The organism is Corallococcus sp. AB032C, from assembly GCF_003668935.1.
In the GTDB taxonomy this organism is placed as follows: domain Bacteria; phylum Myxococcota; class Myxococcia; order Myxococcales; family Myxococcaceae; genus Corallococcus; species Corallococcus exiguus.
The window spans coordinates 98,698-123,491 of the sequence record NZ_RAWP01000016.1 but is presented as its reverse complement, the minus strand read 5'-3'; the positions used below and the strand labels follow the sequence as shown (position 1 = coordinate 123,491).

Annotated in this window: 24 protein-coding genes; 17 read left to right on the top strand and 7 right to left on the bottom strand. The window is 69.6% G+C overall.

Annotated elements, in window-relative coordinates:
• Nucleotides 1-491: 491 nt before the first annotated feature.
• The 4 genes from D7X99_RS10110 (at nucleotide 492) to D7X99_RS10095 (ending at nucleotide 7,381) form a co-directional block, all read left to right on the top strand.
• Nucleotides 492-1,499 carry a substrate-binding domain-containing protein gene (locus D7X99_RS10110; RefSeq protein ID WP_121777574.1) on the top strand — a complete coding sequence of 336 codons (1,008 nt, stop codon included), beginning with the start codon at nucleotides 492-494 and terminating at the stop codon, nucleotides 1,497-1,499.
• Nucleotides 1,500-1,629: 130 nt separating this feature from the next.
• A complete protein-coding gene (locus tag D7X99_RS10105; protein ID WP_199756330.1) occupies nucleotides 1,630-2,676 on the top strand; it encodes a Virginiamycin B lyase in 1,047 nt (348 codons plus the stop codon).
• 141 nt (nucleotides 2,677-2,817) lie between these two features.
• On the top strand, nucleotides 2,818-5,544 hold the full coding sequence (locus D7X99_RS10100) for a hypothetical protein (protein ID WP_233613255.1): 2,727 nt from the start codon (nucleotides 2,818-2,820) through the stop codon (nucleotides 5,542-5,544).
• Between the two features lie 46 nt (nucleotides 5,545-5,590).
• On the top strand, nucleotides 5,591-7,381 hold the full coding sequence (locus tag D7X99_RS10095; RefSeq protein WP_147476103.1) for a DUF4397 domain-containing protein: 1,791 nt from the start codon (nucleotides 5,591-5,593) through the stop codon (nucleotides 7,379-7,381).
• Nucleotides 7,382-7,449: 68 nt separating this feature from the next.
• On the opposite strand, the gene D7X99_RS10090 is transcribed toward D7X99_RS10095, so the two are convergent.
• Complete coding sequence (locus D7X99_RS10090; RefSeq protein WP_121777571.1) at nucleotides 7,450-7,959, bottom strand: hypothetical protein; 510 nt, start codon at nucleotides 7,957-7,959, stop codon at nucleotides 7,450-7,452.
• A gap of 138 nt (nucleotides 7,960-8,097) precedes the next feature.
• Nucleotides 8,098-9,444: a short-chain fatty acid transporter gene (locus D7X99_RS10085; protein ID WP_121777570.1), complete on the bottom strand. Its 1,347-nt coding sequence runs from the start codon at nucleotides 9,442-9,444 to the stop codon at nucleotides 8,098-8,100.
• An 84-nt stretch (nucleotides 9,445-9,528) separates the two neighbouring features.
• Here D7X99_RS10085 and D7X99_RS10080 point away from each other — a divergent pair, with 84 nt between their 5' ends.
• The 8 genes from D7X99_RS10080 (at nucleotide 9,529) to D7X99_RS10045 (ending at nucleotide 16,805) form a co-directional block, all read left to right on the top strand.
• The gene (locus D7X99_RS10080) at nucleotides 9,529-11,001 is read left to right on the top strand and encodes an ATPase domain-containing protein (RefSeq protein ID WP_121777569.1); all 1,473 of its coding nucleotides are present in this window, start codon (nucleotides 9,529-9,531) and stop codon (nucleotides 10,999-11,001) included.
• 13 nt (nucleotides 11,002-11,014) lie between these two features.
• Entirely contained in the window at nucleotides 11,015-11,404 is a 390-nt protein-coding gene (locus D7X99_RS10075; protein ID WP_120575175.1) for a response regulator, read from the top strand.
• Between the two features lie 31 nt (nucleotides 11,405-11,435).
• Nucleotides 11,436-12,257 (top strand): hypothetical protein, encoded by an 822-nt coding sequence (locus D7X99_RS10070; protein ID WP_121777568.1) that lies wholly within the window; start codon nucleotides 11,436-11,438, stop codon nucleotides 12,255-12,257.
• Nucleotides 12,258-12,385: 128 nt separating this feature from the next.
• Complete coding sequence (locus tag D7X99_RS10065) at nucleotides 12,386-12,793, top strand: hypothetical protein (protein ID WP_121758212.1); 408 nt, start codon at nucleotides 12,386-12,388, stop codon at nucleotides 12,791-12,793.
• Nucleotides 12,786-13,043 (top strand): DUF5985 family protein, encoded by a 258-nt coding sequence (locus tag D7X99_RS10060; protein ID WP_121777567.1) that lies wholly within the window; start codon nucleotides 12,786-12,788, stop codon nucleotides 13,041-13,043. Before D7X99_RS10065 ends, D7X99_RS10060 begins: the two co-directional genes overlap by 8 nt.
• A 21-nt stretch (nucleotides 13,044-13,064) precedes the next feature.
• Nucleotides 13,065-13,337, top strand: a complete 273-nt coding sequence (locus D7X99_RS10055; RefSeq protein ID WP_121777583.1) for a DUF5985 family protein — start codon at nucleotides 13,065-13,067, stop codon at nucleotides 13,335-13,337.
• A 152-nt stretch (nucleotides 13,338-13,489) separates the two neighbouring features.
• On the top strand, nucleotides 13,490-13,810 hold the full coding sequence (locus D7X99_RS10050; protein WP_199756329.1) for a hypothetical protein: 321 nt from the start codon (nucleotides 13,490-13,492) through the stop codon (nucleotides 13,808-13,810).
• A gap of 154 nt (nucleotides 13,811-13,964) precedes the next feature.
• The gene (locus D7X99_RS10045; RefSeq protein ID WP_121777566.1) at nucleotides 13,965-16,805 is read left to right on the top strand and encodes a GAF domain-containing protein; all 2,841 of its coding nucleotides are present in this window, start codon (nucleotides 13,965-13,967) and stop codon (nucleotides 16,803-16,805) included.
• A gap of 23 nt (nucleotides 16,806-16,828) precedes the next feature.
• Here the strand turns inward: D7X99_RS10045 and D7X99_RS10040 are convergent, their stop codons facing one another.
• Entirely contained in the window at nucleotides 16,829-17,218 is a 390-nt protein-coding gene (locus D7X99_RS10040) for a DUF779 domain-containing protein (RefSeq protein WP_120593884.1), read from the bottom strand.
• An 11-nt stretch (nucleotides 17,219-17,229) separates the two neighbouring features.
• Nucleotides 17,230-18,756 (bottom strand): aldehyde dehydrogenase, encoded by a 1,527-nt coding sequence (gene adh / locus D7X99_RS10035; RefSeq protein WP_121777565.1) that lies wholly within the window; start codon nucleotides 18,754-18,756, stop codon nucleotides 17,230-17,232.
• Between the two features lie 238 nt (nucleotides 18,757-18,994).
• Between adh and D7X99_RS43560 the strand changes: the two genes are divergently transcribed.
• Genes D7X99_RS43560 through D7X99_RS10020 form a run of 3 tightly spaced genes read left to right on the top strand, consistent with a single transcriptional unit; the run spans nucleotide 18,995 to nucleotide 21,312 of the window.
• On the top strand, nucleotides 18,995-19,666 hold the full coding sequence (locus D7X99_RS43560; RefSeq protein ID WP_121777564.1) for a phosphoribosyltransferase: 672 nt from the start codon (nucleotides 18,995-18,997) through the stop codon (nucleotides 19,664-19,666).
• 3 nt (nucleotides 19,667-19,669) lie between these two features.
• Nucleotides 19,670-20,371 (top strand): dienelactone hydrolase family protein, encoded by a 702-nt coding sequence (locus D7X99_RS43555; protein ID WP_121777563.1) that lies wholly within the window; start codon nucleotides 19,670-19,672, stop codon nucleotides 20,369-20,371.
• On the top strand, nucleotides 20,368-21,312 hold the full coding sequence (locus D7X99_RS10020) for a ribokinase (protein WP_121777562.1): 945 nt from the start codon (nucleotides 20,368-20,370) through the stop codon (nucleotides 21,310-21,312). The genes D7X99_RS43555 and D7X99_RS10020 overlap by 4 nt, the downstream gene beginning before the upstream one ends.
• Before the next feature lie 15 nt (nucleotides 21,313-21,327).
• On the opposite strand, the gene D7X99_RS10015 is transcribed toward D7X99_RS10020, so the two are convergent.
• Genes D7X99_RS10015 through D7X99_RS42745 form a run of 3 tightly spaced genes read right to left on the bottom strand, consistent with a single transcriptional unit; the run spans nucleotide 21,328 to nucleotide 23,222 of the window.
• Complete coding sequence (locus tag D7X99_RS10015) at nucleotides 21,328-21,864, bottom strand: cupin domain-containing protein (RefSeq protein WP_121777561.1); 537 nt, start codon at nucleotides 21,862-21,864, stop codon at nucleotides 21,328-21,330.
• A gap of 11 nt (nucleotides 21,865-21,875) precedes the next feature.
• A complete protein-coding gene (locus D7X99_RS10010) occupies nucleotides 21,876-23,045 on the bottom strand; it encodes an L-dopachrome tautomerase-related protein (RefSeq protein ID WP_121777560.1) in 1,170 nt (389 codons plus the stop codon).
• A 12-nt stretch (nucleotides 23,046-23,057) separates the two neighbouring features.
• Nucleotides 23,058-23,222 carry a hypothetical protein gene (locus D7X99_RS42745; protein ID WP_158626968.1) on the bottom strand — a complete coding sequence of 55 codons (165 nt, stop codon included), beginning with the start codon at nucleotides 23,220-23,222 and terminating at the stop codon, nucleotides 23,058-23,060.
• A gap of 266 nt (nucleotides 23,223-23,488) precedes the next feature.
• Between D7X99_RS42745 and D7X99_RS10005 the strand changes: the two genes are divergently transcribed.
• Nucleotides 23,489-23,935: a hypothetical protein gene (locus D7X99_RS10005; protein WP_233613254.1), complete on the top strand. Its 447-nt coding sequence runs from the start codon at nucleotides 23,489-23,491 to the stop codon at nucleotides 23,933-23,935.
• Between the two features lie 70 nt (nucleotides 23,936-24,005).
• The gene (locus D7X99_RS10000) at nucleotides 24,006-24,485 is read left to right on the top strand and encodes an SMI1/KNR4 family protein (RefSeq protein WP_121777559.1); all 480 of its coding nucleotides are present in this window, start codon (nucleotides 24,006-24,008) and stop codon (nucleotides 24,483-24,485) included.
• The last annotated feature ends 309 nt before the right edge of the window (nucleotides 24,486-24,794 follow it).

Sequence of the window (24,794 nt, the reverse complement as noted above, 5' to 3'; positions counted from 1 at the left end):
CAACCCCGACTCCCCCGCCCTTCAACCGCGTACAAGCCCTACTGCAAGGGCGCGGCCAACGTGTCCTGGCCAGGGTGTCCCCTCTGAAATCCAGACGGACCCCTGCCGGATGGAGGAGGGCGCTGTCGTCCTGTCTGAAAAAACTCCTGCTCCAGGCCAGGGCCGGGATGAAAAAAGCACCCAGACGCCCGGGGGGACAATGGACTGCATGAAAGTCATCACATCGCTGACGGATGGGTCACGGTCCTTCCGTGGAAGAATCCATTCGCGCGGTGTGACCTGACCAACGCGGAATCTTGACGCGTTTGAGTCACCTCGCTGTCTGCCATTGCTGCATCTTGCGTCCCGTCGAATCCGGGATGCGCCGGGTTCGGCGGCTTGCCTGCCATTGCCACGTCTTCGTGACCGCGTGACGCGGCAGGGCCGGGGTGTGTCCGGGGGGAGCCCGGACTTGCTGTTCAACCTGTTTCCAGCACCACCAGGAGCTGTCCATGAAGACGATGACGTGGGTGATGTCCGCCGCGGTGATCGCGATGTCGGCAGTGGGTTGCGGTGGCCAGTCCGGCGCCAGCATGGGGGACACGAAGTCGGTGGCGCAGGGGCTGGGCCCCAACCTGGAGTTCTACGGTTCGGACACGCTGAAGGCGGCGCTGATCGCCGCGGACGGCGCGGCGGGGGCGGGCCTGAACGTCCAGGGCAAGGGCTCCGGCGTCGGCGAGGGCTGTCTGCGCGGCGGCTCGGCCGGCTTCTGCGGCCCCGGCCAGCAGGCGCTCGCGCCCATGTCGCGCGACATGAAGACCCCGTGCCTCACGGGTGAGAAGAGCAACATCATCGCCCTGGACGCGGTGAACGCGTTCGTGAACAGCGCCAACACGCTGACCAACATCACCATGGCGGACCTGCAGAAGACGTTCTTCGCCACGAACGCCTCGAACGTGGCCATCCCGGGCTCCTGCACCAGCACCCTCACGAAGTACCGCCGTGACGACCTGTCCGGCACCACGGACACCTTCAAGTCGCTGGTGGGTGGCGGTTCCTTCTGCCCGGGCGTCATCGTCGTCGCCGACGGCTCCCTGCCGGCGGCCTGCACCAGCACCGCGGGCGTCAGCGCTGGCGCCAACGCGAGCGCCACGGCGTGCATCGGCTACCTGACCGCGACCGACTCCAACGCCATCGGCTACTCGGGCGACTCCGCGAAGCGCACGGGCAACAAGGCGCTGAGCGTCAACAGCATCGCCCCGTCGGTGGACAACGTCCGCAAGTTCCTCACGGACAAGGCCAATGCCTACCCGCTGGCCCGCGCGCTGTTCCTCAACGAGAGCACCACCAACGTGCGCTCGGACGAAGAGGCCATCATCTATGACTGGGTCTACGGCTCCGGCAAGGCCCAGTTCGAGAACATCCTGGTCACCCAGGGCTTCATCTCCTGCAACACGTCCGGCGCGCTGAAGTGCGGCGGCGTGAACAACGACGGCCGCGGCGCTGGCGTCTGCAACTGATTCCCTCCGCCTGAAGTCCAGGCACCGGCCGGGTCGGGAGGGTGCGTCCCTCCCGGCCTGGCTGTCTTGCGCGCCGCGGCCGCCTTCCGGCGCGTCCCTCTCCGCAGTCCTTCCTCCTGGAGCCCTCCCCATGCGTTCCGCCGTGAAGCTGTCGCTCGCCTCCGCGTTCCTCTTCGCCGTTCCCGCCCTCGCCCAGGACCCGGGCCTCTCTGTCACGTCCACCTCCCGGCCGCTGCCCTGGCTCTGCCGTCAGCCGGCTGGCGCCGCCGGCACGGTGGAGGAGATTGCCCTGGAGCCGGGCGCGTCCCCCGTGGGCATCACCGTGGGCCCGGATGGCCACGTCTGGTTCACGCAGCCGGGTACCAACCGCATCGGCCGCGCCACGCGGCAGGGCGTGGTGAGCGGGTTCGACCTGCCCACGCCCTTCGCCTCGCCCCAGGGCATCACCGCGGGCCTGGATGGCAACGTCTGGTTCACGGAGCTGGGCGCGGGCCGCATTGGCCGCATCACCCCGGCCGGAGTGGTGACGGAGTTCCCGCTGCCCCAGGCGGGCTCGGCGCCGTCTGGCATCACCGCGGGCCTGGACGGCAACGTCTGGTTCACCGAGCAGGTGGGCAACCGGATTGGCCGCATCACCCCGGCTGGAGTCATCACGGAGTTCGAAGTCCCCACCCCTGAATCCCAGCCCCGCGCCATCTCCCTGGGCGTGGACGGCAACGTCTGGTTCACCGAACAGGCGGGCAACAAGGTGGGCCGCATCACCGCCGCGGGCGTCATCACCGAGTTCCCGCTCCCCACGCCCTCCAGCTTCCCCAGCGCCATCGCGCCGGGCGTGGACGGGGCCATGTGGTTCACCGAGCAGCTGGGCAACAAGGTGGGCCGCATCACCGTGGACGGCGTGGTGACGGAGTACGCGCTGCCCAACCCTTCCAGCGCCCCGGTCGCCGTGTCGCCCGGCGCGGACGGCCATATCTGGTTCGTGGAGCAGGGCGGCAACCGCGTGGGCCGCATCACCGCGTCGGGCGTCATCACCGAGTTCGACGTGCCCACCGTGCGCAGCCGCCCCGCGAGCATCACTTTCGGCCCGGCGGGTTTCTTCTGCCTGGACGGCAATGTCTGGTTCACGGAGCGCACCGGCAACAAGCTGGGCAAGCTCCGCCTGGTCACGACGCCGTGACCGAATGACAGGGTTTGTTGCAAGGACTTGTCAAAGGCAGACGAAGCTTGCGCGGTAGGGTGCCTCTCAGTCACCGAGAGAGGTCCCGTCCACATGGGAATGAAGCGCAAGGGGTTTATCCCAGGCCTGACCCGGGGGGTCTTGCTGCTGGCCGCTGTCATCGTGTCCGGCTGTTCCTCCAGTCCGGAGGAGCAGCCACCCGACGCGGGGCCTTCCGACAGCGGGGTCGTCGTCGTGACGCCCTCAAGCTGCAAGACCGCGCGTTCGGCGGAGCGCATCCCGATGCGCGCGGGCGCTCCCGTGGCGACGTTCACGGAGACCTTCGACGGGATGAAGGCCCGGGTGGATGCGCAGTGCGCGCAGTGCCATGCGCCGCCCAACATCGTCGGGGGCTTCCAGTACGGCGCGGACGTGGAGGGATTGAAGAAGGACGGCGCCCGGATGGCGTTGAAGTCGTCCCAGGGGGAGATGCCCCCGCTGGCCTCGCCCGAGCAGACGAAGAAGGCAGTGGAGCTGGCGTGCGTCCTCAACTCCTGGCTCGCGCAGGGCTCGCCCACGGGCGCGTTCCCGGTGAGCTGCGAGGACAAGGCCGTGGGCGGAGTCACCGTGGCGCCCGTGGTCGCGGACGCGATGACGGACCTGGGCAACTGCATTCCGGATGTCACGAAGCCGGAGGCGCTCGGGAGTGACCCGGACAAGGACGCGGCCTTCGCGGCGATGACGAAGCTGCCGCCCCTGCTGTCCGACGCGGACACGGACATCATGACGTTCGACGCGGAGAAGCTGGCCACGCATGGCACGTTCGCCTTCGCGCCCACGTATCCGCTCTTCTCCGACCACGCGAAGAAGCTGCGTCAGGTGCACGTGCCGGCGGGCCAGTCCATCCGGTACGACGCCCAGACGGGGAAGTTCCAGGTCCCGCCCAACACGCGCTTCTACAAGACGTTCTTCAAGTCCGTCGCGGGCAAGGACGGCTACGTGCGCTACCAGAAGATCGAAACACGGCTCATCGTCGTGCGCACGCCGTGGAACCAGTCGCTCTTCGGCACCTACCTCTGGAACACGGAGGGCACCGTCGCCCAGCTGCATGACCTGCGCTACCGCAACGGGGAGCCCTTCTCCGACCGCGTCCTCGTCTACACGGAGAACGAGAGCACGGGGAAGACGCGCAACTACGCCATCCCCGGCGCGCACCGGTGCATCAACTGTCATTCCGGCGCGGAGGCGCAGGACTTCGTGCTCGGCTTCACGCCGTTGCAGCTCAACCGCCGCGCCCCGGGTGAAGCGGGCGTGGATGTGAACACGCAGGTCCTGGATGACGAGCGGAGCCAGGTGGAGCGGCTGGTGCGCGCGGGCGTCATCACCGGGCTGCCGGTGTCCGGCTCGCGTCAGGAATTGGAGACCCTGCTGCCCCGGCTGGAGGTCCAGGCCCGGCAGGCGGTCCCCCAGGGCCAGCCGGCGCCCAACCGGCAGACGCTGGAGCTCCAGGGCTACTTCGTCGCCAACTGCGGGCAGTGCCACAACCCCAACGGGTTCGCCACGCAGAGCAACCCCGCCATCGCCTCGCTGGACTTCTCCGCGAACGGCATCCTGCCGGGCTGGAACCCCTGTGGCGTGAAGGAGAGCAACGGCCAGCGCACCTATGCCGTGTGCGACCCGGTCACCGTCCCCGACTACACGAAGGACCTGTTGCTGCGCACGCCCAGCAGCACGCTCTACCAGCGCGTGGCGCGCGACACGGACGCGCGCCTCATCCACATGCCCGCGAACGTGCCCGGGCAGGACTGCCGCGCCGCGCTGCTGATGGCGCGCTACATCGGGTCGCTGCGCTGGAAGGGCGAGGAAGCGCTGCCGCCCGCGGAGCAAGAGGCGAGGGCGGCCGAGCGCATCCGGCAGGCGGACCTGGCGGTGGGCGTCTCGTGCACGCCGCCCAGTGACGTGCGGTGGATCACCGAGGACTTCACCGACAAGGTCCCCTATGAGCCTCGCAACCCGGCGTGGAAGGACTTCATTGGCAAGCCTCCCTTCGAAAGGCTGACGCGCTACCCCATCACTTCCGCGCATGATCAGCTGGCGAAGCAGCCCTTCGCCACCAACTGGTGGGTGGCCAAGGCGGGCTGCGCGTTCCCCACGAAGCCGGCGCCGGATCCGGTGGAGCCGTGGATGCTGGATGAGCTGGGCCGCCCCCGCCGTCCCTACGGCCAGCTCTACTACTCCACGCCCGGTGCCACGGCCTTCCAGGGCATCTGCGCCAACTGCCATGGGCGCTCGGGCGATGGGCAGAGCGGCGCGGCCAAGACGCTGGTGGCGCTCAACGGCGCTCGCGTGGCCAACCTGGCGGCGGGCCTCTTTGGAACGACAGGCACGACGTCCAACCTGGCACCGTTCGAAGCGGAGTACGGCGCGCACGGTGGCGCCCGCTACCTGCTGTGGATGGCCTCCGGCGGCACGACGGTGAAGTTCTCCGAGGACTTCATGCAGGCGTGGGTGAAGTACGGCGAGGTGGACATCGACTTCTCCGGCGACGCCCGGGACTGGGCGGCTTGGGGCGCGAACATGCTCGGCGCGGCGCGCGGCGCGTGCGACCTCATCCGGCTGGGCCGCTTCGGCACGGCCACCCCTCCGAGCGCGAATGTCACCTCGTTTGGCGGAACGCGGATGTGGACGGAGGTCTGCACCCTGGACAACCCGCTGACGCAGGGGATTCGTGACGGGTCGGATCCGGAGGCGCTCGGGGAGTGGCTCCAGCACGCGGAGTTCAACGTCGGCGTGATGGCCTACTTCTTCCTCAAGGATCAGCTCACGCAGCACCCGGCGGGGTGGATCTACCCGCTGCGCGGTGAGTGCGAGAAGCGCGCCTCGCCCTGAAGCCCAAGCAATCCCAAACACCTGGTCCCGGAAGGGGAGCCTCGCGATGAGACACAGCTGGAGACAGTGGATGTTGGTGGTGGGCCTGGCCTCGGCGCTGGCCGGATGTGGTTCCGCCGAGTGCGTGGACGCGTTTGACTGCCGCGACAAGGGCGCTGCGCCCGCGGGCCAGGTCTGGACGTGCCAGGAGGAGAAGTGCGTGGCCGTCACGTCCGAGCCCCCGCCCGACGCGGGCACGGCGACGGATGCGGGCACGCAGCAGGATGCGGGCACGGATGCCGGCGTGGACGCGGGAACCCAGACGGATGCTGGCGTGGATGCGGGCACGGAGCCAGACGCGGGCACGCAGACGGATGCCGGCGTGGACGCGGGCACGGCCTACGTGCGCTTCGTCAACGTGCTCTTCGAAGGCAACTCCTCGGAGCCGAACACCCCGTGGGTAGCCGCGACGTATCGCATGGACCTCTCGCTCGGGGACGCCTCGCCGCTGTTCTCCGGCGTGGAGCCGGGCGACTCGGCGGTCACGGACTTCATCCCGGTGGCTCCCGGAACGGACCTGACCTTCCGCGTGCGCAACACGGGCAAGCCCGCCACGGAGGCGGCCCTGGCCACGTTGCAGGGCGTGTCGCTGGCGGAGGGCGAACACGTCACCGTCCTGGCGCTGGGCCTCATGTCGCGCGTCGGCACGGTGCGGTTTGACACGCCGAAGCTGCTGGCGCTGCGAGATGAAACGCTGGGCGCCCCGGGCGCGGGCGAGGCCCGGTTGCGCCACGTGACGGCGGACCGTGTGGTCGCCGCCAGCAGGCCGCGCTTCATCCGGACCGACTCCGGTCTGGACCTGCCCAACGTGGCGCCCTTCACCGCGGACACGGAGGTCCTGGGGCACGTCATCCCGGTGGCGTCCACGACGCGGCTGCTCGTTCGGGGTAGCAATGACAACCCGGCGCCCTCCCAGAGCGGCGAGCTGGCCTACACGCTGCCCTTGGGCGGCCTGACGTCGGCCACCGCGTACTACGCCGTGTCCTTCGGTGATGACCGGCGCGCCATGAACGACCCGGCTGCCCCGTCGCTGCTGCTCATCCCCGGTGGGAAGGACGGCGCCGTGCGCCTGAAGCGCGACCCGCTGCTGTACTTCTTCCACGCGCTGGATTCGGGCGCTCCGCTGAAGGCCCTCAGCCAGGGCGTGCCCGTGGCGGCGGACTTCCAGTTCGGCGCGGATCCGAAGCCAGGCGACCTGCCCGCCAGCGCCGCGGGACATCCGCTGTCCTTCGTCCTCCAGTCGGATGGCGTGACGTCCGTGCTGGAGGGCGCCCAGACGGGGCCGCTGGAGGCGGGCCGCCGCTACCTCGTCGTCGTGTCCGGCCGCGCGGGCGGGACGGGTGCGCTGGCTCCGAAGGCATTCGTGGTGCCGGACTCCCTGCCGTCCGACGCGCAGGACGCGCGCGTGCGGTTCATCAACGCCTGCCCCACGTCGCCCGCGACGGGCGCCAGCCTGGGGTTCTTCGACGTGGCGGGTGACGGCATCGGCCGGGGCAACACCTTCACGCCCGTCATCCCGGACGTGGCGTACGGCGCGTCCGGTGGCCCCGCGGAGGGCGCGGTCTTCCCCGCGCCGACGGGCACCGACGTGACGGGCTCGTATGTCTATTACGCCGTCCGGGGCACCGTGGGCGCGTCCCCTGCGAACCGGTCCGTGAAGGGCCTGCCTCTTGCCCGGCCCCACCTGTTCCTGCTGATGGGGGACTGGGAGGCGGGCCTCACGTTCCGCGCCTTCAACCTGCGCTCCAACACCTGGAGCGTGCTCACGCCTCGCGGCGAGGACGTCTTCCAACCCTGAGCAGACAGCAACGCCCGCCTGGGAGTGCTCCCGGGCGGGTGTCGGTATGGCTGGGATGGGACGGCGGATTACTTCCCCGTCACCGTCACATTCACTTCCTTGAGGACCTGGTCGCCGCGCATGACCGCCACGGTCCAGTTGCCGGCCTTGGGCAGCCGCACGCCGGTCCACTGCCGCGCGCGCCAGCCGTCGCCCTTCACCTTCACGTCCTTCGTCTCACGCACGGTGGTGCCCTGCTTCACCTGCACCGTCAGGTCATCGATGGAGTCGCCCTGGGGCACCAGGTAGCTCTGCCACAGCATCACGTTGGTGTTCGCCTTGACGCCCTCGGGGCCCACCTCGGCGGTGCACTCGTACTTGTTGGGGCCGTCCTTGGCCACGTCCGTGCAGAGCTTGGCCTCCACCAGCACGGGACCCTGGCCCTGGCCCTTGTAGAAGTAGTTCCAGGTGTCGCGAATCGCGTCCGCGCTGGGGGCCTTCACGGACTCCGCCGCCGGCGCCGCCGCCTCCTGCGCTCCCGCCACCGTCGCCACACCCAGCACCGCGCACAGCACGCTTCCGTTGATCAGGCTCTTCATGTCTTGGGGTCCCCTCGGTGATGTTGAAGGCGGCCGGCCCACGTCCGGCCCCTGGGTTTGCCTGTCTACCATGAAACATCCCGCGCCATTCCCCAAGCCCCGGATTCCAGGGTTTCGCACCGGGGACGCCGCGCCGCGCTACCCGAACAGGAAGAAGCCGAGCGTCACCAGCGGCAGGTACGCGAGGAAGGCCACCAGGAGGAAGCCGAGGATGTCCTTGAACTCCAAGCGGGCCACCGCCAGCAGCGGCAGCGCCCAGAAGGGCTGGATGAGGTCGGTGGCCATGTCGCCCCACGCGTACGCCAGCACCACCTTCTCCGGCGCCACGCCCAACCGTCCCGCAGCGTCCAGCAGGTAGGGTGCTTCAATGGCCCACTTGGAACCTCCAGAAGGCACGAAGTAGTTCACCACGCCGCTGTACAGGTACACGATGGCCGGGAACGTCTGCTGCGTGGACAGCGACACGAAGAGCTCCCCGATGCGGTCCGTGAGCCCCGTGGCCTTGAAGATGCCGTAGATGCCCGCGTACAGCGGGAACTGCAGCACGATGCCGTGCAGCACGCTCGCGGCCTCCTCGCTCGCCTTGAGCAGCCGCGCGGGCGTGCCGTGCAGCAGCACCGCCAACGTGAGGAAGGTGAAGTTCACCACGTTGAGGTTGAGCGCCTTCCAGCCGCCGTTCAGCCACAGGTGCCGCGCGAACCACGCCAGGCCCAGCACCCCGAAGAGGGTGTTGAGCAGCCACGCGTGGTCCAGCCACTCCGCGGGGCTCAAGCGCCCTTGGGGCTTCTGCGGCGGAACGAAGTCTCCCAGCTTCTCCAGCACCGCGGGCTCCACGCGCACGGTGCGCTCGGGAGACGGATGCAGCGCCCACGCCAGCGCCGTGAGCAGCGCCACCGCGGCCAGCGTGAGGCCCACGTTGAAGGCGGAGAACAGCGTCCGGTCGATGGGGATGACCCCCAGCTGCTTCTCCAGGAAGTGCCCTGGCGTCGCCACCAGCAGCGGCGCGGAGGCGGACAGGCCCGCGTGCCACGTGGCGCCCAGGCCGAAGTAGGCGCAGGCCACCAGCAGCCGGTAGTCCACGTCCGGACGCCTGCGCGCGATGAAGCGCACCAGCATGGCGCTGGCGACGAGCGACAGGCCCCAGTTGAAGTACGCGAGCGCCATGGACACCGCCGCCATCAGCGCGGTGGCGCTCCGGGGGCTCTTCGGCAGGCCGGCCACCCACTCCAGCATTGCCTTCACCGGGGCGGTGAGCGCGAGCAGGTAGCCGGTGAACATCACCAGCGCCATCTGCATGGAGAAGGTGAGCAGCTCCCAGAAGCCTCCGCCCCACGCGTCCAGCACCACCGGCGGCGCGGCGCCCACCCAGCCCATGGCCAGCGCCATGGTGAGCAGGGTGAGCAGCACCGCGATGGAGAAGGCGCTGGGGACGAAGCGCGCGGAGAAGCGGCCCAGGCCTTCGGCGAACCGGACGAGGGTTTCCACGGTGTGAGGGCTCCAGGCGTTCAGGGGGCCCCGGCGCGAATCTCCCAGGGCGACACCCCGGGTTTTACGGTATGAGCGGTCGTCATGTCCCCTAGCGAGCAGCACCCTCCCGCCTTCGAGCGCATCGCGACAGGCGTTCCCGGACTGGACGCCATCCTGGGCGGTGGCCTGGTGGCCTCAGGTGTCTACATCGTGGTGGGGGAGCCCGGCGCGGGGAAGACCATCTTCGCCAACCAGCTGTGCTACTCGCAGGCGCAACAGGGCACGCGCTGTCTGTACGTGACGCTGCTGGCCGAGTCGCACTCGCGCATGCTGGCGAACCTGCGCAGCATGGCGTTCTTCGACGCGTCCCAACTGCCCCAGCGCATCTACTACGTCAGCGGCTTCCGCATGCTGGAGGAGCAGGGGCTGCCGGGCCTGCTGGAGCTCCTGCGCCGGGAGATGCGCAACCACGGCGCGGGCATCCTCGTTCTGGACGGCCTGGTGCAGGCGCAGGAGGCCGCGGGCAGCAGCCGCGACTTCAAGAAGTTCATCCACGAACTCCAGGTGTCCGCCGGCCTGTCCCGCTTCACCGCGCTCCTGCTCACGAGCAGCGTGGGCCCCACCGTTCACCCGGAATACACCATGGTGGACGGCATCCTGGAGCTGCGCGAGCGCACGGCGGCCATGCGTTCGTGGCGCGAATTGCAGGTGCGCAAGTTCCGGGGCAGCGCCAGCCTCAATGGCTCGCACCACTTCCGCATCTCCGAGGCGGGCCTGGAGGTCTTCCCCCGCCTGGAGACGATGGTCAGCCGCTCGCAGCCGCCGGACTGGGGCACGCAGCGCGTGCGCTTCGGCGTGCCCACGCTGGACGCCATGATTCCGGAGGGCTTCGCCGCGGCGTCCACCACGCTGGTGATGGGGCCCCCGGGGTGCGGCAAGACGATCCTCGGCGTGAGCCACCTGGCGGAAGGGCTGCGCCTGGGCGAGCCCTGCCTGATGGTGAGCTTCTACGAGGGGCCGGACCGGCTGATGCACAAGGCGGCCAACGTGGGGTTGTCCCTGGCCAGCGCGGTGAAGGACGGCCGGCTGGTGCTCCAGTGGAACATGCCCGCCGAGTGCAACCTGGACCTGGTGGCGCACACGCTGCTGGAGGACGTGCGCAGACGCGGTGTGAAACGCCTGTTCGTGGACGGCCTGAGCGCCATGGTGGAGACCACGAACGAGCCGGCGCGCATCAGCCCCTTCTTCGCCGCGCTCACGCAGGAATTGCGACGCCACGGTGTGACGACCGTCTTCACGCTGGAGACGCCGCGCCTCTTCGGTCCGGACATGGATGTTCCCCTGGGCACCGGCCTGTCCGGCGTGGCGGAGAACCTGCTGTTCATGCGCCACCTGGAGCTCAATGGCCGCCTGAGGCGGTTGCTGTCCATCTTCAAGCTGCGCGACGCGGACTACGACCCGACGCTGCGCGAGTTCCTCATCACCTCCCAGGGAATCGAGATCCAGCCGCCCTTCCAGCCGTCGCCCGAGTTGCTGCTCACCGGCATCGCCCGCTTCCCGGGCAACCACTCCTGACCCCAGAGGCTCCGTGGTTCCCGCGACCGAGACCGTGCTGGTGGTGGACGACGAACAGGGCATCCTGGAGGCGCTCGCGGACCTTCTGAGGGAGGAGGGCTACCGCGTGCTCACGGCGTCCCATGGCCGCGAGGCCCTGGAGCGCCTGGCGGAGGTGAAGCCGGACCTGGTGCTCACGGACTGGATGATGCCCGTGCTGGACGGCCCCGCGCTCATCGCGCGCATCCAGCAGGACCCGACGCTGCGCCAGATTCCCGTGCTGGGCATGAGCGCAGTGGACGTCAGCGGCCTCAAGCGCCTGCACCCGGGCATGGAGTTCCTCCAGAAGCCGTTCGACATCCGCGCCCTGATGAAGATGGTCCGCAGGGCCCTGGACGCGAACCCTCGCGTCCTGGGAGGGTGACGCGAAAGCCCGCGTGCCCGGAGGGTCCGCCATGTTCCACCTGCTCAAGCTGGGTCCAGTGCCCCTCTCCGTGGGCACCACCGGCGTCTACCTGCGCATCGGTGACTCGGGCGACCCGTCCGCCCCCGTCTTCGAACAGACGGACCTCTCTGGCGTGCGCGCCCTCATCGCCGGCCTGGAGCCATCCCAGGTGTCATGCGAGCCCGCCCTGGCGGAAGCCGCCGAGGCGCTGGGCCTGTCCGTGGCGCCGCCGTCCCTGGCGGCGCTCTCCGCCCGGGCGGCCATCGCCACCTTCCTCGCGTGGGGCCAGATGGGGGTGTCCGGGCTGGGCAGCGACAAGGCGCTGCTCTTCGTCCAGGCCGCCACCGAGTTCTGGGACGCGAAGCCCTGGACGCACTGGGATGACAGCCAGGCCTTCACCGTGGACGTGACGGGCGCGCACGAGCACACCTACGAAGGCTGCGTATTCCACGGCGACGACGAGGGCCCGTCGGGACTGGCCCTCTACCTGTCCCCCGGTTCACTGGGGCGGCTCTTGGAGCTCCAGGTGCACGGCGCCGACAAGGAGGCGCAGGCCCTGCCCGCCATCACCGTGTCGCTGGAGGCCCGCCCCGCCTACGCCGTGGACGCGCTGACCGCCGCCGGCCGCGCGCCCCGGCTGCCCCTGCCCGTGAAGGCCGGCCCCGAGGGGCTGTCCGTGCCCTCCAGCCTGGAGTCCCTCATCCTGGTGGCCGCCCTGCGCGCCGTGGCCCGCCTGTCCCCGGCCCAGCCGGAGGCCCTGAGCAGCATGGTGGCCGGCGACGCGCGCATGGACGTCCGCGTCCGCGCCCCCGCCCCCCGCGTTCGCAACTAGGCGGAATCAGGCGGCCCCTGGCGTGACGTACCCTGACCAGGCAGGCGGCCGGGCTCGTGTGTAACTGTGAACAACCGCCCCCACCGAAAAGGTTGATTCACAAAGTATCTGGGTCCATAGGTGGAGACGTGACTGACGCCGGCCTCTCACCACGGGTCCAGCGCTTCCTCACGACGCACATCGATTCCATCGAGAAGCTGGAGGTGCTCCTCCTGCTTCGCGCCCGGACGGAGCGGGCGTGGTCGGCGCCGGCGGTTGCCCTGGAACTGCGCATCACCGAAGCCTCAGCGGCCCGCCGCATGGCGGAGCTGAAGACAGGAGGGCTGCTTCTCCAGGATGGGGTAGCGGAGGACGCCTACCGCTTCAGCCCCGGCCGCTCGGAGGACGTTCAGGCCACGGCGGAGCTGGCGATGGCGTACTCGGCGCGGCGCGTGAGTGTGATTTCGTTCATCTTCTCACGCCCCATGGACAGGGTGAGGGGCTTCGCGGACGCGTTCGTGATCAAGAAGGACAAGGACGGCGACGGACATGGCTGAGGCGGTCTACATCCTGTGCGCGTTGACGAGTCTGGCGTGCGCGGTGCTGCTGCTGCGGGCCTGGCGGCGCACGCGGATGAAGCTGCTGCTCTACAGCGGCCTGTGCTTCACGGTCTTCACGCTGAACAACGTGCTGCTCTTCGTGGACCTGGTGTTGATCCCCGCGAGCGACCTGTCGCTGGAGCGCACCGTTACATCGCTGGTGGGGGCCGGCGTGCTGCTCTTCGGCCTCATCTGGGACGTGTCCTGACGCAATGGGGGGGACGCCATGATGAAGATCCTGCTGGATGGCGCGGTGTTGATGGCGTACCTGGCGTGCGCCCTGTTCTTCCTGCGCTTCTATCGCCAGTCGAAGGACCGGCTGTTCGCGCTGTTCTCCCTGGCCTTCACGCTGATGGGCGTCCACAACCTGCTGGGCGCGCTGCTGGCGCCCACCCTTGACGCCGAGCGCATCCACTACCTGTATGTCGTCCGCCTGATGGCCTACCTGCTCATCCTCGGAGCCATCTGGGACAAGAACCGCACGGGGCGCCAGGCGCGGTGAGGTGCTGTTCTCCTCCCTGGCCTGACGGAGGGACTGCTCATGACCACGACATCGCTTCCCCGCTTCACCCCGCGCCGCGTGCTCGGGCGCACGGGCTTCACCGCGACGGCGGTGGGCATTGGCGACCTGGCGGACCGCACGGAGTGGGCGTGGTGTCCTTCAAGACGTTCGGCGCGGGCAAGCTGTTGGGGGACACGGGGAGCTCCGGCGGAGAGACGCGCGACACGCCGGTGCCGCCGCACCTGTCGGTGGCGGAGTGCGTGCAATACACGCTGACGTTGGCTCCGGACGTGATGTTGATGGGGATGGGCTTCCCGAACGAACAGGACGCCGCGCTGCAATCCGCCGCGGCCTTCCAGCCCCTGGACGCCGCGAGGATGCAGGCGGTGCTGCGGGAGCGGGCGCACACCGCCATCCAGGAGAAGGGGGCGGTGTGGTGGAACCCGCCTTCACCGGACGTCGCGGCGGGCTGAGGCACTGCGCGAGGGCAGGCAGGCCGGGCGGGTTGCCTGCCGGACACTCGCCAGGAATCCGGTGGCCGGGGAGGCTTGTGGCAGGTCGGGGCCGTCATTATCGGAACATCCCACTGGTGAGGCGTCATCCCCGTGACGCCGTGGCCCGCGCTCCATGCCCGAACCGTCCATCGAGCCTTCGACCGAGCTACCGCCGCCGTCCGCCGTGACGGCGGACGACGGGGTCCCCGTGTCCGGGAGCGGAGGCGAGGCCGTCACGCGTGAGGCCGCCGCCGTGGAGACTGTCGCGCCCGTGTCCCTGTCCGTCACGCGCGAGGTGTCATCCTCCGCGGAGGAGGGCCGCTTCGCGTTCCTGGCCCGCGCGGGTGAGGTGCTGGCGTCGTCGCTGGACGAGCCCACGGTGCTGCGCGAATTGGCGGAGCTGGTGGTGCCGGTGTTCGCGGACTGGTGCGCGGTGGACGTCGTCACGCCTTCGAACCAGGTGGTGCGAAGGGCCGCGACGCACCGGGACCCCTCGCTCGTACCCACCGTGTATGCCATTGGAGAGCGCTGGGCCCTCCAGGAGAACGGCTCCCAGAACATGGCCCACGTGCTGCGCACCGGCGAGGCCCGCCTCATCCCGGACGTGCCCGAACAGGCCTTCCTGGCGGCGGCACGGGGGAACGCGGCCCTGGAGGAGACGTGGCGCCTGGGGTGCCGCTCCGTGATGGTGGTGCCGCTGGTGGCGCGCGGGCGGGTGCTGGGAAGTCTGTCATTGATGTCCGGTACGGCCGGACGCTTTGGTGAGCAGGACCTGGAGCTGGCGCGCGAGCTGGCCCGCCGGGCGGCGTTGTCGCTGGACAACGCGCGCCTGTATGGCGAGGCCCGTCAGGCCCAGGCACGCACGGCGCGGCTGCAGGCGGTGACGGCGGCCCTGTCCCGCGCGGCCACCGAGGACGCGGTGGCGCAGGTGCTGGCGCGAGAGGTGTGGGAGGCGAGCGGGGCCACGCGCGTCGCGGTGCTGGCGTTGGAGGAGGACGGCCTCATGCGCCCGCTGCGCGTGTTGGGCTACCCGGAAGACGCGCTGGCGTCGTTCACCCGGCCGCCGGACGGGACGGACCCGGCCCCCCGGCGCGAGGCGAAGTGGTTCGGGACGCTGGAGGAGTTCGTCGCACGCCACCCGGAGGGCGCGGAGTTCGCGCGCCGCCAGGGGCCGGGGGCTCGCGCGGTGGTGCCGCTGTGGGGGGAGACCCGCGCGCGGGGCCTGCTGCTGCTTGGGTGGCCGGAGGCTCGCGTCTTCCCCGCCGAGGAGCGCACGTTCCTGGAGGCGCTGGCGCACCAGTGCGCGCAGGCGCTGGAGCGGGCCGCGCTCTACGAAGCGCTGCGCGAGCGCACGGAGCGGCTGCGGCAGGCGCTGGTGACGGGCGACATGGGGACCTGGCGCCTGGACCTGGTGCGCGGCAAGGAGCTGCGCGACGCGGCGCTCAACCACATGTTGGGCCTGCCGGCGGTGGACTCGTCGGTGCCGGTGGGCGACATGCTGGCGCGGCTGCATCCCGGGGACCGGCCGCACGTGGAGGCGGAGTTCCACCGCTACCAGAGTGAGCCGCCGGGCTTCTTCGAGCTGGAGTTCCGGGTGATTCGCCGCGACGGCGGCGTGCGCTGGCTGCACAGCGTGGGGCAGTCCATCGGCGGACCGGACGGGAAGGTGACGGAGCTCACCGGCGCCATGGCGGACGTCACCCGGCGCAAGGAGGCCGAGGAGCGGTTGCAGCTGTTGCTGGACGCGAGCCGCGTGCTGGCGCTGCGCCTGGACGACGTGGAGGAGGCGCTGCCGGAGGTGGCGCGGCTGGTGGTGGACCACGTGGCCACCGGCTGTCTGGTGGACCTGGCCGCGCCGGACGGCACCCTGCGGCGGGTGACAGCGGCCCACCGCGTGGCCGAGCACGACGCGCGCCTCCATGCGGCCCTGGGAGGCACGGACCGGGGGCCCGCGCACCCGGCGCTCCAGTGCTTCCGCACCGGGGAGGTCTGCTTCCTGTCACGACTGGACTTCAAGCGCTGCGACGACGTCTCCACGAGCGCCGAGCACCGGTCGCTGGTGGATCGCCTGGCGCCCACGTCCGTGCTGTCGGTGCCGTTGCGTGCGCGCGGCCGCACGCTGGGCGTCATCACGCTGTTCACCGCGGAGCCACAGCGCACGCTGGTGGCCGCGGACGTGACGATGGCGGAGGAGCTGGCGCTGCGCGTGAGCGTGGCGCTGGAGAACGCGCGCCTGTTCCACGACGCCCAGTCCGCGGTGCGGCTGCGCGACGAGTTCCTCTCCGTGGCGAGCCACGAATTGAAGACGCCGCTCACCAGCCTCATCCTCCAGCACAACCTCATTGGCCGGGCGCTGGAGACAGTGGGCACGCCCGGGCCCGTGACGGGGAGGCTCAACACCGCGCAGCGGCAGGTGCTCCGGCTGACGGCGCTGGTGGACAACCTGCTGGACGTGAGCCGGCTGTCCCTGGGCAAGCTGTCGCTGGAGCGCGCGGAGGTGGACCTGGTGCAGTTGACGCGCGACGCGGTGGAGCGCCTGGGGGACGTGTTCGCCCAGGCGCGGTGCACGCTCGAACTGGAGCTGCCGCGCACGCTGACGGGCCAGTGGGACGCGCTGCGGTTGGACCAGGTGCTGGTGAACCTGCTCTCCAACGCGGCGAAGTACGGCGCCGGCCACCCGGTGTCGGTGCGCGCGGGCGTGGATTCGCGCGACGAGGCCTGGGTGGAGGTGCGCGACGAGGGCATCGGCATCGAGGCGGACGCGCTGCCGCGCCTCTTCGGCCGCTTCGAGCGCGCCGTGAGCGAGCGGCACTACGGCGGCATGGGCCTGGGGCTCTACATCAGCCGCCAGATTGTCGAGGCGCTGGGCGGCCGCATCGACGTGGACAGCCAGCCAGGGCAGGGCGCCACCTTCACGCTGCGGCTGCCCCGGAACACGGTCGAAGCGCCGCCCCCGCCTCCCCCGGAGACGTGAGGGAGGCGAAGGGCGCGGCCTCTTCAGTGCTGGGGCCCCTTGGGCGGCGGCCCTTCCTGTTCGAGCGCGCGGTACTCGTCGTCGGTGAACAGGCGTGAGCGGATGAGGAAGCGCACGCCTTCAGGGGCTTCGACGGAGAAGCCGCTGCCGCGACCGGGCACCACGTCCACGGTGAGGTGGGTGTGGCGCCAGAGCTCGAACTGCGGGCCGGACATGTAGAAGGGCGTGCGGACGATGTCGCCCAGGTACACGTCCTCCTGGCCCACGCGGAAGTCGCCGCGCGGGAAGCACATGGGCGCGCTGCCGTCGCAGCAGCCGCCGGACTGGTGGAAGAGGAGCGGACCGTGAAGGCCCTGCATCTTGTGGAGCAGGGCCTCGGCGGCCGGCGTGACCTCGACGCGCGGCACGGGCATGCGGGGCGTCCTTAGAAGAAGCCCATGGGCTTCGGGTCGTAGCTGACGAGCAGGTTCTTCGTCTGCTGGTAGTGATTGAGCATCATCTTGTGCGTCTCGCGCCCGATGCCGGACTGCTTGTAGCCGCCGAACGCCGCGTGCGCGGGGTACAGGTGGTAGCAGTTCACCCAGACGCGGCCCGCCTGGATGCCGCGGCCCATGCGGTACGCGGTGCTGTTGTCGCGCGTCCACACGCCGGCGCCCAGGCCGTAGAGCGTGTCATTGGCCATGGCGAGCGCGTCCTCGGCGTCCTTGAACTTCGCCACCGCGACGACGGGGCCGAAGATCTCCTCCTGGAACACGCGCATCTTGTTGTGGCCCTCGAAGATGGTGGGCTCCACGTAGTAGCCCTCCGCCAGCGCGCCGGACAGCGACTTGCGGCCGCCGCCGGTCAGCACCTTGGCGCCCTCCTTCTTGCCGATGTCCAGGTAGCTGAGGATCTTCTCCAGCTGATCATTGGACGCCTGCGCGCCAATCTGCGTGGAGACGTCCAACGGGTTGCCCTGCACGATGCGCCTGGTGCGCTCCACCGCCTTGGCGATGAAGTCGTCGTAGAAGCGCTCGGCGACCAGCGAGCGGGACGGGCAGGTGCAGACCTCGCCCTGGTTGAGGGCGAACATGGCGAAGCCCTCCAGCGCCTTCTGGGCGAAGTCGTCGTCCTTGGCGAAGACGTCCTCGAAGAAGATGTTGGGGGACTTGCCGCCCAGCTCCAGGGTGACGGGGATGATGTTCTCGGAGGCGTACTGCATGATGAGGCGGCCGGTGGTCGTCTCACCCGTGAAGGCAATCTTCGAGATGCGCTTGTTGCTGGCGAGCGGCTTGCCGGCCTCGATGCCGAAGCCGTTCACGATGTTGAACACGCCGGGGGGGAGCAGGTCGCCCACCAGCTCCGCGAACTTGAGGATGGTGACGGGGGTCTGCTCCGCGGGCTTGAGGACCACGCAGTTGCCGGCGGCGAGCGCGGGGGCCAGCTTCCATGCGGCCATGAGCAGCGGGAAGTTCCACGGGATGATCTGCCCCACGACGCCGAGCGGCTCCGTGAAGTGGTACGCGACGGTGTTGTCATCCAACTGGCTGAGCGACCCTTCCTGCGCCCGGATACAACCGGCGAAGTAGCGGAAGTGGTCGATGGCGAGCGGCAGGTCCGCGGCGAGCGTCTCGCGGATGGGCTTGCCGTTGTCCCACGTCTCGGAGACGGCGAGCATCTCCAGGTTCTGCTCCATGCGGTCGGCGATCTTCAGCAGGATGTTGGCCCGCTCGCCCGCGGCGGTACGGCCCCACGCGTCCTTCGCCTTGTGCGCGGCGTCGAGCGCCTTCTCGATGTCCTCCGCCGTGGAGCGGGGAATCTCGCAGAAGGGGCGGCCGGTGACGGGGCTGATGTTCTCGAAGTACTGGCCCTTCACGGGCGGGACGAACTCACCGCCGATGTAGTTGCCGTAACGGCTCTTGTACTCGACCTTGCTGCCCTTCTGACCCGGAGCTTCGTAGACCTTCGACATGGGGACTCCCTGCGTTGGGTTTTGACGCACTCGTGCGGGGTTTGACGCGGAACAGACCATAGGCAGGTAACGCCTCGCGTCATGTGCACGAAGTCGGATGTAAATGTTTGTTAATGGTTGATGGCTGAATCAGTCACTCGGGCGTGATGCGAGCGGGCGGGCAGGGTGCCCTTGCTGCCATCCGACATGTCTTCCACCTCAAGGAGGAGGACGTCTTCTCCGGACCCTGGGGCATGGCATGCAACTGTTTCGAGACCGCGTCGACGCCGGCCGTGCGTTGGGCCAACGGCTCCGCGTCCTGCTTGGCGGAGGGGGTGACCTGTTGGTGTTGGCGTTGCCGCGCGGCGGTGTGCCCGTGGGCTTCGAGGTCGCTCGAATCCTCGGGGTGCCGCTGGACGTGTTCGTGGTGCGCAAGCTCGGCACGCCGGGGCACGAGGAGCTGGCCATGGGGGCCATCGCCACCGGAGGCGTCACGGTCCTCAACGCGGGTGTCGTGCGAAGGCTGGGGATTTCCCAGTCGGCCATCGCCGCGGCCGCCGAGCGCGAGGGGCGGGAGCTGGTCCGGAGGGAGCAGCTCTTCCGCGACGGCAGGCCTCCCGCGCGGGTCGAAGGGCGCACGGTGATCCTGGTGGATGACGGGCTGGCCACGGGCTCGACGATGCGGGCGGCGCTCCGGGCGCTTCGTCAGCAGAAGCCCGCGCGCATCGTGGTGGGCGTGGGGGTGGGCGCGCCGGAGACGTGCGCGGAGTTCGAGCGCGAAGCGGACGCGGTCGTCTGCGTCCACACCCCAGAGCCGTTCTACGCGGTGGGCCAATGGTTCGAGGACTTCACGCAGACCACCGACGACGAGGTGCGCGAGCTGTTGGCGCGCGCGGCGCACGGTGGCGCCGTGAGTCCAGCGGAGGTTTGAGACATGGCTGAGCACAGAATTTCAGAGCACGCGGTGCGGCTGGAGGCGGAGCCCGGCGTGGGGTTGGAGGGAACGCTGAGCGTGCCGGAGTCGGCTTCGGGCGTGGTGCTGTTCGCGCATGGCAGCGGCAGTAGCCGCTTCAGTCCGCGCAACCGGTACGTCGCGGGAGTGATGCAGCAGGCGGGGCTGGCGACCCTGCTCATGGACCTGCTCACGCTGGGGGAGGAGGAGGCGGAGCGGCGGACGCGGCACCTGCGCTTCGACATCGAGTTGCTGGCGCGGCGGCTGGTGGGAGCCACGCGGTGGCTGGAACGGGTGCCAGGGCTGGGAGGCCAGCCGCTGGGGTTGATGGGTTCGAGCACGGGGGCGGGTGCGGCGCTGGTGGCCGCGGGGCGGATGCCCGAAGCCATCCAGGCGGTGGTGTCCCGGGGCGGTCGACCGGATCTCGCGGGTGCCGTGCTGCCGGCGGTGCGGGCGCCCACCCTGCTCATCGTGGGTGGAGATGACACGCAAGTGATTGCGCTCAATCAGGAGGCGCTGGCGGCGCTGCGCACGCACAAACGGCTGGAGATTGTCCCCGGGGCGACCCACCTCTTCGAGGAGCCGGGGACGCTGGAGCAGGCGGCCCGGCTGGCCCGGGACTGGTTCCTCCAGCACCTGGCCACGGCAGCACGGCAACAGCCGTCCGGCGAGGCTCCGCCATGAGCCCGCACATCGTGGTGGTAGGGGGCGTGGCCACGGACTACCTGGTGCGCGGGCCGTCGCTGCCTGAGCCGGGAGGCAGCGCCGAGGGTGACGTCTTCCAGGAGGCGCTCGGAGGCAAGGGAGCCAACGGCGCGGTGGCCGCCGTGAGGCTGGGGGCGCGAGCCTCGCTGGTGGCGCGGGTGGGGACGGATGGGCGTGGCCTGAGGCAGGTGGCGTTGCTGGAACGGGAGGGCGTCGCGCTGGAGGGGGTGGTGCCTGATCCGAAGGCGCCTTCTGGCGCGGTGCTGGTGATGGTGGATGGACACGGGAGGAAGCAGACCTTCTTCTCCCCGGGCGCCAATCACAGACTTTCCATCCGGGATGTGTTGCGGAGCGCGGAGCGGATCGCCACCGCGAGGGTATTGCTCGTGCAATTGGAGGTGCCGCTGGACGCGGTCCAGGCGGCGGTCCGTCTGGCGCGAGCGGCCGGTGTCCGGGTGGTGCTGGATCCCGCGCCGGCCGTGCCGCTGCCGGAGGTGTTGCTGGAGGATGTGCACGTCATCCGGCCCAACGCCTCCGAGGCGCGGACGCTGACGGGCGTCCGGGTGCATGACCGTGCTTCCGCGCGGCGGGCTGCTCGCAATCTGCTGATGCGCGGCGTGGGGGCGGCCATCATCGCGGCGCCTGGGGGCAGTCTGCTGGTGTCGCGGGAGGAAGAGGCGTGGCTGCCTGAGCTGCCGGTGGACACAGTGGATACCACCGGAGCGGGGGATGCCTTCTCCGCTGCCCTCTGTGTCGCCCTCGCCGAGTCCCAGCCGCTCCTCTCCGCCGCGCGCTTCGCGCATGCAGCCGCCGCCATCGCGACGACGCGGTTGGGGGCGCAGGCGGGATTGCCCTACCGGGATGAAGTGCTCGGATTGCTGGCGGACGTGAAGCCAGACGTCCAGTTCGCGCCGCCATAGCGAAGACATCCGCCGTCACTTGAACCGGCACGGTTGATTGACGGTGGGCTTCTCCGCGAGTTGCACGACCATCAGCGTCACGGGACCGGGGGTGACGTTCCCGGAGAGATGGCCCTTTCGGCCCTGTGCGTCCGGCCGGGTGTTCAGGTCCTCGCCCAGGGACACCTGACCTGGCCCCAGCTCCACGCGTGTGCCGTCCATCGCCTCGACGAACCATGTTCCGGAGAGGGGGATGATCCACTGGACCTTCGGGTCCTCGTGCCAGGATCCATTCCATCCGTTGGGTTGGACCGTGAAGACGACCTGGGCCCCGCCGGGCGGCTGGTGTGCCTGCCATTGCGGATCGGCGGGCGGAGACATGCTCTTCAGGTCGAAGCTCCGCACGGGACACCGGGTCATGTGGCTGACCCCATGGTCATCCGTCCAGTTGTGCCAGTAGCTGAAGACAGGTGCTTGTCCTGGCGCCGTGGCAGCGGATTCGCGGTCCCAGGCGGCTCCGCCCAGCCCCAGCACGGTCACCAGGGCCACCCTCCACACAAACCGTAAACGCATGGCCTTGCTCCTCACTTCTTCATCCGTGTGGCATCCACCGGAGCCGTTGTCTCCAGGGGTGCGCGCATCAACAGATAGGGCGGTTCGCGCAGGTCCTTGCCGCCATTGAACGACGGCAGCCGGTTCCACTGCCCGAGCGTCACGTAGACATGTCCCGCCGTGGCGAAGATGCCGTCAGGCCAGACAATGCGCGCATCCCGCGCCACCACGTCGAAGTGGCCATCTGGCCAGCGGCGCAGGATGGAGTGGTGCTCGCCATCGGTGATGTACAGCCGGTCTTGCGTGTCCATGGCCAGGCCATCCGCGAAGCCCTTCTCTCCCTCGTCCTTCACCGCCGCCGCCAACGTGCGCTCCGGCACGTCGAGGTCCGACACCACGTCCGTCGGAATGCTGTAGAGCCGTCGGCTCGTCAGCGGCGCGTAATACAGACGGCGTGAGTCCGTGCTCAGCGCGATGCCGTCCGCTCCGCCCACTGGGAAGGTCGGGTGCTTCGGGTCGTAGCGCAGCGGCTTTCCCTCCAGCAGCGCCAGGAAGTCCTGCTCCGGCTGGGTGGACGGATGCGTGGCCAGCACCCGGCGCTGCCTCCCCGTGGCCAGGTCCACCACCACGAGCGCGGGCGACGTGCCGAACGAGGAATCGCTGATGTACGCCGTGCCCTTCGCGCCGTGGGTCAGGTCCACGCGCAGGTCGTTGAGGTGACTGTCAGGCAGCAGCGCGGGCGCGCGGATCACCACGCTGGCGATGACCTCGCGAGTCGCCGGGTTGAAGCCCACGACCTTGGCCCCGCCATCCGGGATGCCCTGGATGCCCGCGCGCTTGCCGTCGTCGATCACCCACACGTTGCCCTTTGAATCGGTGGTCATCCCGTGCACGGACAGCAGGCGCTGCGCGGCGGGCAGGTTCGACGGCAGGCTCATGGCCGCGTTGGGGAAGGGGACCAGCGTGCCTCGAACCAGTTCCGCCAGCGTCGCGCCCTTGTGGTCCTCCGCGTGTCTCGGGAAGCCCACGAACACGCGCCCGTCCGGCGTGACCGCGATGCCCGATGGGCCCGGCCCATCGAAGCGCGCCACCACCTCCAGTGTGCCGGTGGGACGCGTGGAGAAGTCCACCGCGTCCTCCGCCCACGCGGTGAGCGACGCGAGCGCCAATGCAAGCACTCCCACCTTGCGATGGAACCTCATGGCCTGCTCCCCCTACAGCTCGACGTGCACGTTCGGGTCGCCGCCCAACCGGTGGCCCCGGTCCAGCGCCGTCTCCACCGCCACCGCCGCTTCGTCGCCCGTGAGCGGCCAGGTGCCGAAGCCCATGGGAGGAAGCGAGTTCCCGTCGTTCAGCCTGCGCGGGGCTTGCGTGCTCATGGCGTAAGGGTGGCCATCAACGCACGGTCCGCCAGCCGCGAGCCCACGACGTTTCCGGTGACAGGACGAACGGCACCCCGGTCGACCGCACGCCCGCGAACTCGGTCCGCTTCGGCGAGCAGCAGGGTGCGGCCATGACAATCAAGAGCAATGAACCCGCCTGGCCGTGCAGATTCCTGCTGGTGAGTACCTTATTCCTCAGCACATGCGCCGAAGGGCCGACGCCCACTCCCACCAGCAGTGCCCGGAAGTGGGTGGGCCCCTTGGTGAACGTGCCCGGAGGTGGGCAGTTCCGCACCGTCATTCACTACGGCCCATGGCAGTGCAGCGCCCAGCTCATGGACTACTGCCGGGAGAAGTGTTCTGGCACCGGCTATGTCCTTCAGGGCTGCATGTGGCTCGCGGACGTGAAGATGGACTTCGAGGGCTCGATTGTGCGAGCAGGGAGCCGGTTTGGCATGACGCAATGTTGTTGCAACTACGGGACGCTTACCACGGCCCAGAATGCCGCGGCCCGCGACCGTTGGGACAACATCCGCGACGGATTCCGAGGCCGCTGGGCCGAGCGCTTCGGTGCATGGCCCACCGAGGCCAACGGGAAGCCCTACCAGGGCCACCACATCCGGGACCTCAGCCATGGTGGCAATCCCACGGACTGGGACAACATCATCCCGTTCCCCAAGGACATCCATCAGACGCTGAACGGGCTGTAGGCCCAGTGCTACGCGAACCAGCCCCCGTGGACCGGCGTGGGCCCGAACTACCCCTATGGCGAGTAACCCCATGTCGATGAGTGCCCTGCTCGAAGAGGTCTCGCGCCTCCACCACGCACGCCCTCCCGCGACCCCCGCGCAGCTCGATGCCTTCGAGCAACGCGTCGGATGGCGCTTGGACCCGGACCTCCGCGCCTTCTACCTGCACTGCGACGGCGCGGACCTGTTCGACCGCGTCGACCCCGCGTTCTCCTTCCCCCCGCTGTCGGAGCTCCGCCGCGCGCGGATCGTCATGAGCCAGGACGACACGGACCGGGCGGGGCCCGCGTCCTGGTACGCCCTCTGCGAGGTCCGCGATGGGAACTACGTCCTGCTCGACGTGAGCCAGCAGCACGACGGCCGCTATCCCCTGCGCGACGGCTTCCGCGAACGCTTCCCGGATCCAGCGCAGTGCCCCCAGATAGCCAGCTCGTTTTCCGAGTTCCTGGCCGGCGCGCTCCGCTCCAACGGGCGCTGGTTCTGGCTGAAGAAGTTGATGCAGGACGGGTGACGGACCCCGCGTCCCCACCGCACGCAGCCGCGTCCCGCCAGAAGCCCGGAAACCCCCGCCATCCGCGCAGGACACTTCATCCCAGGCCGATTTGTCGGCCTCCTGACACCATCGGATCCGTACGTTCCTCACGCGCTACAGGGCCTTCCAGGCTCCCACTGCCATCCGCGCAATCGCGGCTTACTTCGAGACTGAACGAGATGTTTTCCAGCGTGGATGTTCGTGTCGCTGCGCACTGGAAACCCGCACCGCGTGCTGTCATCGTTGAGGGACTTTCGCGGCGCGGCAGGACGGTTGAAGGGAAGGCAG